The 16032-nt window shown below is 66.1% G+C and carries 18 protein-coding genes and 1 tRNA gene; 13 read left to right on the top strand and 6 right to left on the bottom strand.

The annotated features are described in order from the left end of the window. Positions 1–215 precede the first annotated feature (215 nt). Positions 216–752, top strand: coding sequence for an HD domain-containing protein (locus tag MKK62_RS23750; protein WP_046190487.1), 537 nt, complete (start codon positions 216–218; stop codon positions 750–752). Between the two features lie 10 nt (positions 753–762). Here MKK62_RS23750 and MKK62_RS23745 read toward each other — a convergent pair whose 3' ends face one another. After that, the gene (locus MKK62_RS23745) at positions 763–1230 is read right to left on the bottom strand and encodes an NUDIX hydrolase (RefSeq protein ID WP_046190479.1); all 468 of its coding nucleotides are present in this window, start codon (positions 1228–1230) and stop codon (positions 763–765) included. 6 nt (positions 1231–1236) lie between these two features. Then, a complete protein-coding gene (locus MKK62_RS23740; RefSeq protein ID WP_046190480.1) occupies positions 1237–2040 on the bottom strand; it encodes an XRE family transcriptional regulator in 804 nt (267 codons plus the stop codon). Positions 2041–2294: 254 nt separating this feature from the next. On the opposite strand from MKK62_RS23740, the gene MKK62_RS23735 reads away from it, so the two are divergent. The 4 genes from MKK62_RS23735 to MKK62_RS23720 all read left to right on the top strand — a co-directional run bounded on the left by MKK62_RS23735 (position 2295) and on the right by MKK62_RS23720 (position 7497). Beyond that, complete coding sequence (locus tag MKK62_RS23735) at positions 2295–2639, top strand: SCO3933 family regulatory protein (RefSeq protein WP_011893911.1); 345 nt, start codon at positions 2295–2297, stop codon at positions 2637–2639. Between the two features lie 89 nt (positions 2640–2728). Continuing rightward, entirely contained in the window at positions 2729–4162 is a 1434-nt protein-coding gene (locus tag MKK62_RS23730; protein WP_012394805.1) for an FtsK/SpoIIIE domain-containing protein, read from the top strand. Next, the gene (locus MKK62_RS23725; RefSeq protein WP_012394804.1) at positions 4159–5664 is read left to right on the top strand and encodes a replication initiator; all 1506 of its coding nucleotides are present in this window, start codon (positions 4159–4161) and stop codon (positions 5662–5664) included. The genes MKK62_RS23730 and MKK62_RS23725 overlap by 4 nt, the downstream gene beginning before the upstream one ends. Before the next feature lie 186 nt (positions 5665–5850). Continuing rightward, positions 5851–7497 (top strand): recombinase family protein, encoded by a 1647-nt coding sequence (locus MKK62_RS23720; RefSeq protein ID WP_082698416.1) that lies wholly within the window; start codon positions 5851–5853, stop codon positions 7495–7497. Here MKK62_RS23720 and MKK62_RS23715 read toward each other — a convergent pair. Further along, a tRNA-Leu gene (locus MKK62_RS23715) sits at positions 7479–7564 on the bottom strand. The two genes, MKK62_RS23720 and MKK62_RS23715, sit on opposite strands and share 19 nt — an antisense overlap. A gap of 135 nt (positions 7565–7699) precedes the next feature. Here MKK62_RS23715 and MKK62_RS23710 point away from each other — a divergent pair. Continuing rightward, positions 7700–9013, top strand: coding sequence for a M20/M25/M40 family metallo-hydrolase (locus MKK62_RS23710; RefSeq protein WP_240263964.1), 1314 nt, complete (start codon positions 7700–7702; stop codon positions 9011–9013). Positions 9014–9039: 26 nt separating this feature from the next. Beyond that, on the top strand, positions 9040–9570 hold the full coding sequence (locus tag MKK62_RS23705) for a YbhB/YbcL family Raf kinase inhibitor-like protein (protein WP_240263416.1): 531 nt from the start codon (positions 9040–9042) through the stop codon (positions 9568–9570). Positions 9571–9575: 5 nt separating this feature from the next. Here the strand turns inward: MKK62_RS23705 and MKK62_RS23700 are convergent, their stop codons facing one another. From MKK62_RS23700 to MKK62_RS23690, 3 genes are read right to left on the bottom strand one after another with little or no spacing between them, the layout of a single operon-like run. Beyond that, complete coding sequence (locus MKK62_RS23700) at positions 9576–10649, bottom strand: quinone-dependent dihydroorotate dehydrogenase (RefSeq protein ID WP_434084988.1); 1074 nt, start codon at positions 10647–10649, stop codon at positions 9576–9578. A 2-nt stretch (positions 10650–10651) separates the two neighbouring features. Beyond that, a complete protein-coding gene (locus MKK62_RS23695) occupies positions 10652–10903 on the bottom strand; it encodes a DUF5703 family protein (RefSeq protein ID WP_240263417.1) in 252 nt (83 codons plus the stop codon). Then, the gene (locus tag MKK62_RS23690; RefSeq protein ID WP_240263966.1) at positions 10900–11889 is read right to left on the bottom strand and encodes a YncE family protein; all 990 of its coding nucleotides are present in this window, start codon (positions 11887–11889) and stop codon (positions 10900–10902) included. Before MKK62_RS23690 ends, MKK62_RS23695 begins: the two co-directional genes overlap by 4 nt. A gap of 186 nt (positions 11890–12075) precedes the next feature. Here MKK62_RS23690 and MKK62_RS23685 point away from each other — a divergent pair, with 186 nt between their 5' ends. The 6 genes from MKK62_RS23685 to MKK62_RS23660 all read left to right on the top strand — a co-directional run bounded on the left by MKK62_RS23685 (position 12076) and on the right by MKK62_RS23660 (position 16019). Next, positions 12076–12390, top strand: a complete 315-nt coding sequence (locus MKK62_RS23685) for a hypothetical protein (RefSeq protein ID WP_240263418.1) — start codon at positions 12076–12078, stop codon at positions 12388–12390. Positions 12391–12461: 71 nt separating this feature from the next. Then, a complete protein-coding gene (locus MKK62_RS23680; RefSeq protein WP_240263967.1) occupies positions 12462–13292 on the top strand; it encodes an undecaprenyl-diphosphate phosphatase in 831 nt (276 codons plus the stop codon). Positions 13293–13350: 58 nt separating this feature from the next. Beyond that, positions 13351–14043 (top strand): histidine phosphatase family protein, encoded by a 693-nt coding sequence (locus MKK62_RS23675; RefSeq protein ID WP_240263419.1) that lies wholly within the window; start codon positions 13351–13353, stop codon positions 14041–14043. 71 nt (positions 14044–14114) lie between these two features. Further along, positions 14115–14702 carry a DUF3090 domain-containing protein gene (locus MKK62_RS23670; protein WP_240263420.1) on the top strand — a complete coding sequence of 196 codons (588 nt, stop codon included), beginning with the start codon at positions 14115–14117 and terminating at the stop codon, positions 14700–14702. After that, positions 14686–15501 carry an SCO1664 family protein gene (locus MKK62_RS23665; protein ID WP_240263421.1) on the top strand — a complete coding sequence of 272 codons (816 nt, stop codon included), beginning with the start codon at positions 14686–14688 and terminating at the stop codon, positions 15499–15501. The genes MKK62_RS23670 and MKK62_RS23665 overlap by 17 nt, the downstream gene beginning before the upstream one ends. A gap of 11 nt (positions 15502–15512) precedes the next feature. Then, positions 15513–16019, top strand: a complete 507-nt coding sequence (locus tag MKK62_RS23660) for a DUF2505 domain-containing protein (RefSeq protein ID WP_240263422.1) — start codon at positions 15513–15515, stop codon at positions 16017–16019. Positions 16020–16032 lie beyond the last annotated feature (13 nt).

Here is a 16032-nt window from a genome sequence, read left to right as displayed (position 1 = left end):
ACAGCGCTCGTCGTCGTGTGCAAGCTTGTGTGGCGGCGGACGGAGGGCGAAGCGTAGCGAGCGGCGCGGACGGGAGCGCCAGCGGACGGGAGCAGAGGGAGCGTAGCGAAGCCCGCAGGTAGCCGCCGGTTCCTCGCGGGCTATGGCGGCCCGGGCTCCGCTGAGCATCAGTTGCGGGTCCGCGCCATGGCGATGGGACTCGTAGGATGGCGGTTGTGAGCGGGATGCTGGCGCAGCGTGCACGGCGAGAGGCCGAGGCACGGCTGGCGGGGCAGCCTCGGCGGCTGGCGCATGTGCGGGGTGTCGCGACGACTGCCGAGCGGCTGACTCGGCGTTTCAATGCGCAGACAGCGGACTGTCTGGTGGCGGCGGCGTGGCTGCACGATATCGGCTACGCACCATCGGTGCGCCAAAGTGGGTTTCATCCGCTCGATGGCGCGGAGTTTGTCCGATCGGCCGGCTTTGGGGAGATGGTCGCCTCCTTGGTGGCGTTTCATACCGGAGCGCGCGTGGAAGCCTCCGAGCGGGGCCTGTCGGGTTTATCGGAGTTCGGCGAGCCGCCCAGCGATGTTCTGGATGCGTTGAACTATTGTGATCTAACGACCGGACCCGACGGGTCGCCGATATCGCCGCAGGATCGACTGGGTGACGTGTTGGCGCGCTATGGGCCCGAGGATCCGGTGCATCGAGCGGTCGGTGCGGGCCGCGAGGATCTGCTGGCGGCGGTGCGGCGGGTACGCCATTGGCTGTAGCAGCCGTAGGTCAGCCGAGGTAGGGGCGGTCGCGGTGCTGCAGGTAGTGCTCGATTCGCAGACGCATCGACGGATGCATGTCCAGGTTGGGGATGTCGTCGGGGGCAGTCCAGGCGATGTCGGTGCTTTCGTGGTCGATGGCCAGCTCACCGCCGAGCACGGTGGCGGTGAAGCACAGGGAAAATTGTTGGCGGACTTCACCGTCGGTGAACGCGACGACGTGGTGAGGGTTGGTGTAGACACCGACCAGGCCGGTGACTTCGACGTCGAGACCGGTCTCCTCTTTGATCTCGCGCACGGCGGTGTCTGCGATGGTTTCGCCGATGTCGTGTCCGCCGCCCGGTAGCGCCCACAGCGTATTGTCGCGGCGTTTGATCAGCAGGATACGACCGTGTTCGTCGGTGACGATGGCCGAAGCCGACGGGACGACACTGTTAGGTGCCGGAGCGTTGGGGTCGTTGTAGTAGTCGATGCGCATCGAGGGTCAGCCTTTCGCGGTCAGGGGTGTGGCGTGGTCCCAGACCTGGGTAAAGGCCTGTTCGAGAGTGGCCCAGAGCCGGGGTTCGTGGTGGCGCGACAGCGCCAGCACCGGGTTGTTGCGCCCGGGTGAGCCGTAGATGTGGAAGTTGACGATCATGGCGTCATCCACCCGAAAGATCGACGTGTACAGCATCGTGTCGTGGGTGCGAATGTCCAGGCCCGGTGTGCCGGCATGCGGGGCGAGTAGTTCCACGGAGGTGCGGCAGCGGGCTATGACGGCTTCGCCGATGCCTTCCTCCTCGCCGCGCAGGATCATGGTGGGCGTGTCGGGGTCACCGACGAGAAACCGCACCGCAACGCCGCGGGCGGCGGCGTCGAGCAGGGTGTCGAGGAATCCGTCGAGGGTGTCGAACAGGAACGTCGCCGCCAGGACGAGGATGTCGATGCCGGTGGTGGCGCCGGCGAAATGCTGCTGCCATGCAGTGATCGGTAACTGGGTGCGGCTGGCATACAGCGTCGCGGTGAACGGACCACCCAGCGACGTCGTCGCCAGCGCGCTCGCGGTAGGGGCAGGATACTGGTTGGGCCACAGGTTGTGCGGTGTGCAGCCAAGCAGCTTAGCGGCGCGGCGGGCGTTGTCCTCGCGGACGTTGTAGTCGATGTTGGCCAGCCAGCGGCGCACCGTCTTGATATCCACGCCCACCGCAGTGGCGAACCTCTGTGGGGAGAGTCCCTTGGCGTGCAGCCGTTGGGTGAGGCGATCGTTGGGGATCGTGGCGGCCTCGGCGTCGCCGTCCTGATCGCCCATCGTCTCAGCGCACATCTTTCCGTGTCATCCCTGTCCATCCTCAGCGCGTGGTTCCTAGTTTGCCATGCGACTGCCGCCGCCCCGCGGCGGTGATGCCCGTCCGATGCCCACGGGCATGTCCCTGTCGTGTCCGAAATGTCTGCGGCAGTGTCGGCAATGCCTGCCAACGTCCCTCGCTACGTCCGCGATGTCCACGTGAACTGAGCCCAGCGCCGCAACGGGCGCAAACAGATCACGAAAGGAACAGCGGGACAATGCGTTTAAGGATCGACACATCAGGCACACGGTTCATCGTCACCCGAGCGGCCGAGCCGCGGCTGAACTTCGAGACCGGCAGCCCAAAAGTGGACACCGCCACCGGCGTGCCACTGTATGCCGCGCAGCTGTTGGCGTTGGATGACACCGGTGGTGAAGTGCTCAACGTCACCGTCGCCGGGGATCCGAAAGTGACAGTCACCCAACCTGTTTCAGTCGCGGGTCTGGTTGCTATCCCTTGGGCTCAAGGTGATCGCAGCGGCGTGGCGTTCCGTGCCGACGCCATCACCCCCACCAACCCCGCGGCTGCGCCGAGCGATCAAGCGTCCCGCGCGCAGAAATAACCCCATTTGCTGGGGCGCGGCGCTCGTGGGTGTCGCGCCCCAGCACGTGAGCTGCTATCGACCATTCACTCACCAGAGGGACGCCTGTCATGGCATCAAACTACAAAAACAGCAAGAACTCTCAATCCAACGACGACGACTGGATCACCGACCTCATCCTCTCACTGTTCAAAGCGGCCGGGTATCTGCTGTGGTGGGCGGTCCTGTTCCCGGCCATCAGCATCCCGATCATCGCCAGCGTGGCGATGGCCATTACCCATGGCTCACGCGCGGGTCTGATCATCGGTATTGCTTTCGCTGCCGCGTATGCGGGCTGGGCGTGGCTGGACCCGCGATCGTTTCACGGATGGGTCACCGAGCCGGTGCGGCGGCGCTGGTTGACCTGGTCGCGCTACACCCGCACCTGGCAATCGGTGTGCACCCTGCACGGCCTGACCGCCACACTTGGCGAACGCACCTTGGTGCCGACCTTGCAGTCGGTGCGCATCGGCAAGACGACCGACGTCCTGGCGCTGCGAGTGGTCACCGGCCACTCCCTGGCTGATTGGCACAAGCAATCGGAGGCGCTAGCCGCCGCCTGGCGTGCCGACCGGATCGCCATCCGCGCGACCGCGCCCGGAGAGCTACGCATCACCCTGATGCGCGGCGACGTGCTGGCCGACCCGATTGCCCTGCCCATGCCCACGACGGCGACTGCGGTGGATGTGGGGTCGGTGCGGGTCGGGATCACCGAAACCCGCCACTGGTGGCACCTACCTCTGCTTGGCCACCACCTGCTCGTGGCTGGCGCGACCGGCGCGGGGAAAGGTTCAGTGTTGTGGTCACTGATCGCTGGCCTCGCCCCCGCCGTGAAAACCGGACAAGTGCGGCTCTGCGTCATCGACCCGAAAGGCGGCATGGAACTGGGCGCCGGAGCACCCATGTTCACGGTGTTCACCCACGACGCCACTGGCACCACCCTGTACCTGCTGCGGCAACTAGTGGAGGTGATGCACGCCCGCGCCAATCGGTTACGGGGCAAGACGCGCATGCACACCCCGACTCCGACTGAGCCGTTATTCGTGGTGGTGATCGATGAGATCGCCGCGCTGACTGCGTATGTGACCGACCGCAAGGTGCGCAGCGAAATTGAACAGCTGTTGGGCCTGCTGCTCTCCCAAGGCCGGGCCGTCGGCATTTCGGTGGTGGCAGCGGTGCAAGATCCGGCCAAAGACACCCTGCCGGTGCGGCAGCTGTTTACCGTGCGAATCGGGTTGCGGTTGACCGAAGCCACCCAAACCACCATGGTTTTGGGCCAGGGCGCCCGCGACGCGGGGGCCGACTGCGATCACATCCCCGACACCACTCCCGGTGTGGGCTACATGATGATCGATGGCACGGCCCAACCGGTGCGGGTACGGGCATTTCACGTCGCCGACCACGACATCGCCACTCTGGCAGCACGATTCCGGCCACCTCGTGCCGCGACCCGAACCAACCAGTCCAACAGCGGGCGCACCGACACCGCCCGGGGTCAACGGTGACTACTGCAACGACAGCCCCCACGCTGGTGTTGCCCGGGGTTCCCGGCTCGATCGACACCAATGCGGTGGTGGATCAGATGGTGCGCCGCGCGTCCTCGACGGGGTTCGAATCGTGGTGGCGGCGCGCGGAATCTGTTGGCTTCTGCGCCCACCCCATCCAACTCAGAGGTACCGACGAGATAGGCCGCGATCGGGTGGTGTGGACACGGTGCAACAACCGCCGCGCTCAGGTATGCCCATCGTGCTCAGACCTGTACGCCCGCGACACGTGGCAGCTCGTGCACGCTGGCACCGCCGGCGGCCACCACAACATCCCCGCAGCAGTGGCCGATCGTCCGCAGGTGTTCGTCACCCTCACCGCACCTAGCTACGGGCCTGTTCACGCCGCCGCGCGTGCAGGCGACAAGAAGCAGCGTGTGTGTCGCGACCACCACCACACTGGCGGCTACCGCCGTTGCCCGCATGGAAAACCACTGTGGTGCAGCACAACCCACGGCGAAGGTGATATCTATGCGGGACAGCCGATCTGCGCGGACTGCTACGACTACACCGGGCATGTCCTGTTCACATGGCACCTGCCCGAACTGTGGCGACGCTTCACCATCACCCTGCGACGCACACTGCGCCGAGAGCTACGCGCTTCGGGCGCCGACCCGGATGCGGTGCAGGTCAGCTTCATCAAAGTCGTCGAACTGCAAGCCCGGCTCATCCCGCACATTCATGCCCTGATCCGCCTCGACCCGCCCGACAGCGATGACTCTGGCGGTCATGACTGGCATGCGCCCCTTGCGGCAACCGAACTGGCCACCATCATCCAACAGGCCGTTCGAACCGTGGCCGTGACGGTCACCGACTCATCCTCAAATACAGCGACACGGGTGATCAGGTTCGGCACACAAGTCGACACCCAACCCATCGACAACCGGCACGCCGGCACGGACGGCTCTGCTGTGCAGGAGGATTCACCACACGGCGGGGTTCTTCCAGGCCGCCGCGTAGCTCGCTACCTCGCGAAATACGTCACCAAATCCTTAGCTGACGTCGGGATCAGCGCGCGACGCATCTCCACCGAGGCCATCGCTGACCTCGATGTCTGCGACCACGTTCGGGCGATCCTGACCGCCATCAGCCAACTCGCCGATAAGGGACTGGCCGGTGTCGGTCGGTGGCTGCACACCCTGGGCTACCGGGGCCACATCACCAGCAAATCCCGCCGCTATTCCACCACGATGACCGCGCTGCGCGAACGTCGCGCGGCCTGGACCCGTGAACAACGTTTAAAAAGCACTGCGCACCAACATGATCTCGGCCTCGACTCCACCGATGGCGATGATCTGGTGGCATGGGAATTCGATCGTGCCGGCCCCACCAGCCTCGGCGACCGGACCCTCATCTACTCCGCGGCCGTCCAACACATCCACACCCGCCGCATCGGACTGATCGAAGTCCGTGGCCAAGCCCGCAATCAACAATGGGATCCGCCAGGGGGAAGCGATGGCTGACAGGTCCCGAGCAGCACGTGCTCGCTCCGGGTGTGACGCTCGTCCCGATGCGCCGACGGTGTCAGAGGGGGGTGTTGAAATTGTTGTGCCCAACCAATATCGACTTCCGTCCGAGGCCAACCGCGCGCTGGTACACGTGATAATGGCTGTGCGGGACCGGATGCTTGGATCAGGGAGGGGAGTGGCGTGAGCCTGAGGTTCGCCTTCTATGGCCGAGTGAGCACGGAGGACGCTCAAGACCCGGAGGCGAGCCGCAGCTGGCAGAAGCGGCGTGCCATGGACCTGATCACTCCGCACGGCGGATTCATCGCCGCCGACTACTTCGATGTGGGACAGAGCCGTTCACTGCCGTGGAAGCGCAGGCCAGAGGCGTCACGTCTGCTTGCTGATGTCGCTTGTCGGGACCGTAGCTTTGATGCCGTAGTGATTGGGGAACCCGCCCGTGCGTTCTACGGGCCGCAGTTCGCGCTCACCTTCCCTGTCCTCACGCACTACGGAGTTGGCCTGTGGGTACCCGAGGTCGGCGGAGCGGTCGATCCCGGCTCCGAGGCACACGACCTGGTGATGACTCTGTTCGGCGGCATGAGCAAGGGAGAGCGCGCTCGAATCCAAATGCGCGTCCGTACGGCGATGTCAGCACTCGCGCAGGACACCGCCAGATATCTCGGTGGTCGACCACCCTACGGTTACCGGCTCGTCGATGCCGGCCCGCATCCAAACCCTGCCAAGGCCAATCTTGGGCAGCGGCTTCACCGCCTCGAACCCGACCCCGCGACATCTTCGGTCGTCGAGCGGATCTACCGCATGTACGCCGACGGAGCGGGCCTGCGCTATATCGCGCAACTGCTCACCGACGATGGTGTACCGTCACCGAGCCAGTACGACCCGGCACGGAATCGGCATCGTGACCCACGAGGATGGTCCCATTCGGCGATCCGCGCGATACTCGACAACCCGGCGTACCGCGGTATCCGTGTTTGGGGCAAGCAGGAGAAATACGAGGTTCTGGTCAACCCCGATGATGTCGCTGCGGGGTATGAGACTCGTATGCGGTGGCGTGATGAGGCCGACTGGATCGCACCAGAACGCCGCACGCATGAAGCGCTGATCCGTGACGAACTAGCGCAGGCTGTCCGTCTTCGGATGCAGGCGCGGCGGGGTCCCGGTCTTGTTTGCAGCAGAGAGTCAACAGTGCCATATGCACTGCGTGGGCTGCTGTTCTGTGCCGCATGTGGACGGCGGATGCAGGGCGCTGCCCGCGTCGGGAAGCGAACAACACGCATCCTCTACCGTTGTGAGCTCGGTAAGTCGCGTTCGGTACCCGCGGACCTGAGTGATCACCCGCGCACCGTCTACCTCCGTGAAGATGAGGTGACTGCGCGACTTGACGAATGGATCGCCACCCTGGCCGATCCGGCCGACTTGGCACGCGGGCAAGACGCGGACCCGGTAGCAGGGGCTGGCTACGCGGCCTTGCAGCGCCAGCTCAGCGAGGCGAATGCGAAGGTTGCTGCTCTGGTTACCGCCGTGGAGTCTGGTGTGGCCGTTGAGGATTTGACTGTTGCATTGCGCCGCCGCACCGCCGAGCGCGACGAGCTGAAGGTCCGTCTTGAGCAAGCGGAGCGACCTCGCGTCATGACTGCCGCACAAATCAGCGAGTTGGTTGAGGAATTGGGCGGGCTGTCAGCAGTGCTTGGTGAGGCAACCGGGGCGGAACGCGCTCAGGTATACGCAAGCCTGGGCCTGCGCCTCGACTACGACCCGCATCTTCAGCGAGTCACGGCGACTGCCGACTTAAGTCGTGTCGCCGGACGTGTCCGAGGGGGGACTTGAACCCCCACGCCCATTAGTAGGGCACTAGCACCTCAAGCTAGCGCGTCTGCCATTCCGCCACTCGGACCGAGCCTGATTTGGCAGCTAAGGCTATCGGATTCCGGCGCCCGCACCCAAACCAGCCCGGCGAGCGGCGCGGCGCGCATCGGTGTGGCCGTCGATGGTAGGAAGGGTGACTGTGACGGTGCCCGGCCAGACTCCAATGGACGACGTCGTGGACGTGGTCAGCACGCTGATCCGCTTCGACACGACCAACACCGGTGACCTCGCCACCACCAAGGGCGAAGCCGAGTGTGCCCACTGGGTCGCCGAGCAACTCGAGGAGGTCGGCTATCAGGTCGAGTACCTGGAGTCCGGCGCCCCGGGCCGGGGCAATGTCTTCGCTCGCCTGAAGGGCGCCGACAGCTCACGCGGCGCGCTGCTGATCCACGGACATCTCGACGTGGTGCCCGCGGAGCCGGCCGAATGGAGTGTGCATCCGTTCTCCGGCGCCGTCGAGAATGGCTACGTCTGGGGCCGAGGCGCGGTCGACATGAAGGACATGGTCGGCATGATGCTGGTCTTGGCCCGCCATTTCCGCCGCTCCGGCATCGTCCCGCCGCGCGATCTGGTGTTTGCGTTCGTCGCCGACGAGGAGAACGGCGGCAAGTGGGGGTCGCAATGGCTGGTCGACAATCGGCCCGACCTGTTCGAGGGCATCACCGAGGCGGTCGGCGAGGTCGGCGGCTTCTCGCTGACCGTGCCGCGGCGCGACGGCGGCGAGCGACGGCTGTACCTGGTCGAGACAGCCGAGAAGAGCATGCACTGGATGCGGCTGACCGCACACGGTCGACCGGGCCACGGCTCGATGGTGCACGACCGCAACGCGGTCACCACGCTCGCCGAGGCGGTGGCAAAGCTCGGGCGCCACGTCTTTCCGGTGGTGCCGACCGACAGCGTCACGCAGTTCCTGACCGCCGTCGGTGAAGAAACCGGATTGACCTTCGACACCGACTCGCCCGACGTGGATGGCGCGGTGGAGAAACTCGGCCCGATCGCGCGAATCGTGAAGGCCACGTTACGTGATACCGCCAACCCGACCATGCTCAATGCCGGATACAAGACCAACGTGGTGCCGGCCACCGCCGAAGCGATCGTTGACTGCCGAATCCTGCCCGGCCGCCTCGCCGCGTTCGAGTCCGAGGTCGACGAGCTGATCGGACCCGACGTCACGCGCGAATGGGTCACCAGCCTGCCGTCGTATGAAACGACGTTCGACGGTGCCCTGGTCGACGCGATGAACGCGGCATTGCTGTCCGTCGACCCCGACGCGCGGACGGTGCCGTACATGCTTTCCGGCGGGACGGACGCGAAAGCGTTCGAGCGCTTGGGTATTCGCTGCTTCGGCTTCGCCCCGCTGCGCCTGCCACCCGACCTCGATTTCGCCGCGCTGTTCCACGGCATCGACGAACGGGTACCTGTGGACGCGTTGAGGTTTGGCACCGAGGTGCTCGCCCACTTTCTGTTGCACTGTTAGCCGATCACACGAGAGGGGATTCACTGATGACCACAGCACCCGACCCGTACGCCGCACTACCGCCGTTGCCGTCGTTTCACTTGGAGTCGGAATCGTTCGCCGATGGGGAGGTGCTGGCGAACCCACACGTCAGCGGCATCATGGGCGCCGGCGGTGACGACGTCAGCCCGCAGCTGTCCTGGTCGGGATTCCCCGAGGGCACAAAGAGTTTCGCCGTGACGGTCTACGATCCGGACGCGCCGACGGCGTCCGGCTTCTGGCACTGGGCGGTGGCCAACCTGCCTGCTTCGGTCACCGAGCTTCCGGCCGGCGCGGGTGACGGCAGCGACCTGCCCGGCGACGCCCTGACGCTCGTCAACGACGCGGGGCAGCGTCGCTACATCGGTGCGGCGCCCCCTGCCGGTCACGGGCCGCACCGCTACTACGTCGCCGTGCACGCCGTCGACGTCGACAAGCTTGACCTACCGGAGGACGCCAGCCCGGCCTATTTGGGCTTCAATCTGTTCCAGCATGCGATCGCGCGAGCGGTGATCCACGCGACCTACGAGCAGGAGTAATCCGCTTAGCCGGAGCCCACCGCGTCGCTCAGCGACGCGAAACCACCGTCGCGCAGCCGAACGGCCAGGCCGTCGTGAATGTGCTTGGCCCACAAGCCGCCGCCGTAGACGAAGCCGGTGTAGCCCTGCAGCAGTGAGGCTCCGGCGGTGATCCGGTCCCAGGCGTCGTCGACGGTTTCGATGCCGCCGACGCTGATCAGCGTCAGCCGGCCGCCGACCCGACCGTACAGCCGCCGCAGCACCTCGCCGGCGCGGGCGCGCAGCGGCGGACCGGAGATGCCGCCGCTGCCGAGCCGCTCGACACCGGGCGTGCGCAGGCCGGCCCGCGACACGGTGGTATTGGTGGCGACGATGCCGGCCAACTTGAGATCGACTGCCAGATCAGCGATCTCGTCGATATCGTGGTCGGCTAGGTCAGGTGAGATCTTGACCAGGACTGGCGTCGACGTCTCCGCCTGCACACCGGTCAGGATGTCGCGCAGGGATTCGACGGCCTGGAGGTCTCGCAGCCCGGGTGTGTTTGGCGAGCTGACGTTGACCACTAGGTAGTCGGCGTACGGTCCGACCAGGCGGGCGCTGGCCCGGTAATCGTCGGCGGCGTCCTCGACCGCGGTCAGCTTGGTCTTGCCGATGTTCACGCCGATCGGCACATCGGAACGATGGCCGGCCAGCCGCTTGGCAAGTGCGGCAGCGCCGTCGTTGTTAAACCCCATCCGGTTGAGCAGCGCGCGATCGTCTGGCAGTCGGAACAGCCGAGGCGACGGGTTTCCCGGCTGAGCGTGAGCGGTGACGGTGCCGACTTCTGCGTAGCCGAAACCCAATGCGCCCCAGACATTGAGGCCGGTGCCGTCCTTGTCGAAGCCGGCGGCCAGACCCAGCGGCCCGGGGAAATTCACGCCGAACACCGTGCTGGCCAGCACCGGGTCCATCGGTGCCAGTCTGCGTCCCAATTGTCGCCGAACGGGCGCCGCGGCGGTGGCGCCGCGCAGCCCGGCGAACACGATGCGATGAATGCGTTCCGCGGGTACCAGGAACAGTAGGCGACGCAGTGCTGCGTATGCCGATGTGTCGGAATCCACCGTTACAGGTCGGGCTGGTCGGGCCGATTGTCGATGCGAGACTTCTTGCGGCGCAGCAAGACTCGCCTACTTCCGTCGTTGTAGAGGCGCACCCGGGTCAGCTCCCAGCCGCGATACTCTGCTTCGATGGACAACCGGGTGGAGGCGCTGAGCCGGGTCACCTCCGGCGGCAGACGCAACGGCGCCCATTCGTATTCGTCGGACAGATCGGTGTTCCACTCCACCGGCATCCGGCCGTGTCTGGCCGCGGTCATCGGGTGCCCGTTGCCGCGTGCTCGATGATCTGGACACCCTCACCGACGCCCGAGGCGACGTATAACGTGCCCGCGGCATCGTCGAAGGCCAGCGCGTTGGGTTGCCGCACGGATGGGTACCGTACCTTCTCCAGTGGTATTCCGGTTGACAGATCGTAACCAATGACAGTATTCGCCGAAGTCTGCGACACCCACGCCAGCCCGCGCGAGCCAGCGACGCCGTACGGGGCGTCGGCGACCGGGTATGCCTGGCGCAGAATCAGCGGGTCGACCCCGAACACCAATAGCTGACCGCCTCGGGTATCGGCCACCAGCAACCGGCCTGCAGGATCGGCGACCATCGTGGTCGCGCCCTGACCAGCCCTCAGTGATTGCCCGATTCGGCCGTCGGCGCCGACGGTCACGACCGAGGTCTGCCCACGGTCTAGGACGGCGACGGTATTCCCTTGCGCAGCAAGCGAATCGACGTGCGCGTGGATCGTGGTGCGGGCGGCTTCCGTCGCGCCCGGCCGGAGGCTGAATAGCTCCCCGTCTGCGGTGCCCAACACCACCGTGCCATCCGCGCGACGGGTAATCGCGGTGAAGTCGGCGTGCTCGGCGTCACGGACGCTCACCAGCGTGGCGTGTCCGACGGACAAGTCGACCGCGAAGTAGCCGCCACGCGTCGACACGTAGGCCGTGCCGTCACCGTCGCCGGCCAGCCCGGTCGCCGGCCCGGATAGCGGTATCACCCGCGATCCAGTTTGCTGAGAGCCCATCATCAGCAGGCTCGACGGGGTGCCCGCGGTGAGTATCACCAACTGGGCGGTCCGGTGGTCGTACACCGCGGCCTGCGCTCGCCCGCCCAAGGGGCGGACCACCCCTGCGGGAGCCCCGGTGAGCGGGGGAGACTGCGCTGCCTGCGCCGGGGAGACCGCGGCGGGAATGTCGTCGAAAGACTTCTTCGAACACCCGGTTGAAGCGATGAGCAAACACACCAGGCCCATAGTGGCCATCCGGCGCATGCGCATACCGCGTTTGAAGTTTGCTGACACAGGGTAGCTCTCCGGTACTCGGGGGTTCGCCGGTGGTGACGGGATGGTCCGATTGGAATTCGATCCTAGGAAAACTTGTCCAACTGGGCGCAAATCTGCCCCAGTTGCCCAGGGCGGGTGCCGGGGTATGGTCGGCCTATGAGCGTTGCCGAACACGGCCGATTCTCAGAGCGAGAGTTCGCTATCGAGGACATGTGGTTGGGTGTCTTCTCGACCAAAATCCTGGCCAGCGGCTTCGGGCAAGTTGGGGACGGGCGAAGTTTCGCGTTCTGCATCGAGGGCCAGAATTTGCTGGTCGAGGTGTACCGGCCGCGCCTGAAAGGCCTCGTTCCGCAACCGGAGGATGTTGTAGCCACGGCGCGCCGAAATGTGGTCGACGTCGACATCACCGACGAGCGCAGCCTCGGTGCCGCAGTTCGTGACGCCGTCGCGGTAGCCGAAGCGGCCTCGTAATACCGGCGGACTGTTTGGCATAGCGAACCCTGCCACCCGGTACGGTCGTCGTCGTGCATGCGGTAGCGGCGATGTCGTGGTTGCAGGTTGTCGTGTTGGCCGTCGTCCAGGGTCTCACCGAGTTCCTGCCGGTGTCATCCTCGGGGCACCTGGCGATCGTGTCCCGGGTTTTCTTCGCCGACGATGCGGGCGCATCGTTCACCGCCGTCACTCAATTGGGCACGGAGGCAGCGGTTTTGGTGTACTTCGCCCGCGACATCGCGCGGATTCTGGTGGCGTGGTTCAAGGGCCTGGCGAACTCGGCTCACCGCGACGTCGATTACCGGCTGGGCTGGTGCGTGATCATCGGCACCATTCCGATCTGCGTGCTCGGGCTGTTGTTCAAAGACCAAATCCGCTCGGGTGTGCGCAACCTGTGGGTGATCGCGGCAGCGTTGGTCGTTTTTTCGGCGGTGATCGCCCTGGCCGAGCGTGTCGGGCGGCAACGCCGCAACGTCGAGCAACTGACGTGGCGCGACGCCGTGGTGGTGGGCGTCGCCCAGACGCTGGCGTTGGTTCCTGGAGTGTCGAGGTCAGGGTCGACGATCAGTGCGGGTCTGTTCCTTGGCCTGGAACGTGAATTGTCCGCCCGGTTCGGCTTCCTGCTGGCGATTCCGGCAGTGTTCGCCTCGGGGCTCTTCTCGATACCGGATGCATTCCATCCAGTGCTGGAGGGCATGAGCGCGACCGGCCCACAACTGGTCGTCGCCATGGTGATCGCATTCGTGGTCGGTTTGGCCGCGGTGGCGTGGTTCTTGCGATTCCTGTTGCGCCACAGCATGTATTGGTTCGTCGGCTATCGCGTGGTGGTCGGCGCAGCGGTGATGATCCTGTTGGCAACCGGGGCGGTGAGCGCGACGTGACCGCCGGCGACGATGCAGAGCGCCCCACGAGCGGCGCCGATGCTGAGGAGCGGCGCCTATGACCGTCATTCTCCTGCGGCACGGCCGATCTACGTCGAACACCGCCCATACTCTGGCCGGCCGTTCCGAAGGCGTCGAGCTTGACGACAAGGGTCGCCAGCAGGCCGCCGACCTGGTCGACCGGCTGGGCGGGTTGCCGATCCGCGCCGTGGTGACTTCGCCGCTGCTGCGATGCCGTCAGACCGTGGAGCCCCTGGTCACCGCGCTCGGCGTCGAACCGCACGTCGACGACAGGCTGGCCGAGGTCGATTACGGCGAATGGACGGGCCGCAAAATCGGCGATCTCGTCAAAGAGCCGCTGTGGGCGGTGGTCCAGGCCCATCCCAGCGCGGCGGTGTTCCCCGGCGGCGAGGGGCTGGCCGAGGTCCAGACGCGCGCGGTCGCCGCGATCCGCGACCATGACGCGAGGCTCGCCGAGCAACACGGTGGCGACGCGCTGTGGCTGGCTTGCACTCACGGCGATGTCATCAAAGCCGTCGTCGCAGACGCGCTGGGTGTGCATTTGGACGGCTTCCAGCGGATATCGGCCGATCCGGCGTCGGTCAGCGTCATCCGCTACACCCGGCTTCGCCCGTTCGTGCTGCACTCCAACCACACCGGCGCGGACCTGACGTCCGCCCTGACACCCCCGCCCGCCCCAGACGCCGACACGCCCGCCGACGATGCCGTCGTCGGCGGTTCTACCGACTGAGCCCTCACGCCGGCCGAAAACCCCGCCTGGATTTACGACTCAGCTGCAATAGCCGGTATTTTGGAAGTGCCATGTCTCGTGCGATCCATGTCTTCCGCTCACCCGACCGCTTCGTCGCCGGGACCGTTGGGCAACCCGGAAACCGCACCTTTTACCTGCAGGCCGTCCACGACGCCAGGGTGGTGTCGGTGGTGCTGGAAAAGCAACAAGTTGCGGTGCTTGCCGAGCGGATCGACGCATTGCTGGTCGAGGTCAACCGCCGCTTCGGCACCCCGGTACCGCCCGAGACCGACAAAGTCGAAGATCTCAGCCCACTGGTGACGCCGGTCGACGCGGAATTCAGGGTCGGCACCATGGGGTTGGGATGGGACTCCGAGGCCCAGACCGTGGTGGTCGAGCTGCTGGCGGTCAGTGACACCGAATTCGACGCGTCGGTGGTGCTCGACGACACCGACGAAGGCCCCGACGCGGTTCGGGTGTTCCTGACTCCTCAGTCGGCGCGCGAATTCGCCACCCGTTCCAACGCCGTCATCTCCGCGGGGCGCCCGCCGTGCCCGCTGTGCGACGAGCCGCTGGACTCCGACGGACACATCTGTGCGCGAACGAACGGCTACCGGCGCAGTGCGCTGCTCGGCCCGGACGATGACGCCGAGGCCTGACGATCGCGAGGTCCTGCGTACCGGCGAGTTGACGGTCCTGGGACGTATCCGCTCCGCGAGCAACGCCACTTTTCTCTGCGAGGCGACGCTCGACGACCACACCGTGCATTGCGTGTACAAGCCGGTCTCCGGTGAGCAGCCGCTGTGGGACTTTCCCGACGGCACGCTGGCCGGTCGCGAGCTCGGGTCCTACCTGGTGTCGGCGCATTTGGGCTGGAACATCGTGCCCTACACCATCATTCGGCACGGTCCCGCCGGTCCCGGCATGCTGCAGTTGTGGATCGACCAGCCGGGTGACACCCCGGATTCGAAACCCGGTCCCGAGTTGGACCTCGTCGACTTGGTTCCGGCCGACCGTTGCCCGCGTGGCTACCTTCCGGTGCTACGGGCATACGACTATGCCGGCGACCCCGTCGAACTGGTGCACGCCGACGACGTCCGGTTGTGGCGCATGGCGGTGTTCGACGTGCTGGTCAACAACGCCGACCGCAAGGGAGGCCACGTGCTGCGCGGCGCGAATGGCGACGTGTACGGCGTCGACCATGGCGTGTGCCTGCATGTCGAAGACAAGCTGCGCACGGTGTTATGGGGATGGGCCGGCAAGACCATCGACGACAACACGCTGGAGAAGGTGTCCTGCCTGATCGACGGGCTGAGTGATTCGCTGGGTGACGCGCTGGCCGAGCACATCACCAGCGCCGAAATCGCGGCATTACTGTTGCGGGCCCGCGCCATGCTGGCTCGCCCGGTGATGCCCGGCCCCGATCGGCACCGCCCGATTCCGTGGCCCGCGTTCTAGCCCGGACACCGATGTCTCGTTCCCTCACGCTGTCGCTCGACGCCCCGGTTGGCGTCGACGAGATCCTGGTGGCGTTCGCCGACGTGGATTACTGGCGGGCGAGACTGGCCGCCTTCGACGGCGGCACCGCGACGCTGGACGGGCTGACCGTCGACCCGGATCGCGCCGTGACCGCGCAACTCACGGTCAGCCTGTTCGCGAATCGGCTTCCCAAGGTCGTCACCGCTTTGGTTCCCGGCGAGTTCGAGATGGCCCGCACCGAGACCTGGCGCCCGGTCGGCGACGGCACAGCGCGCGGCGCGATCACGGTGAAGGTGCCGGGTGCGCCGGTGTCCGCGGTCGGGACGGTGTCGCTGGTGCCCGCGGGAAGCGGTTCGCGGCTGGACTTCAGCACAACCGTGCGGGTGAACATCCCGCTGGTCGGCGGCCAGGTGGAAAGCTTCATCGTCAGCCGCCTCGGCGAGGAAATCAGCGCCGTTCAGCGCTTCACCAACAACTGGATCGTCACGAACCGCTGAAACCGTCAGTGAT

It is taken from the genome of Mycobacterium paraterrae (assembly GCF_022430545.2).
GTDB lineage: Bacteria > Actinomycetota > Actinomycetes > Mycobacteriales > Mycobacteriaceae > Mycobacterium > Mycobacterium paraterrae.
This window is presented reverse-complemented; position numbering and strand designations above follow the sequence as displayed.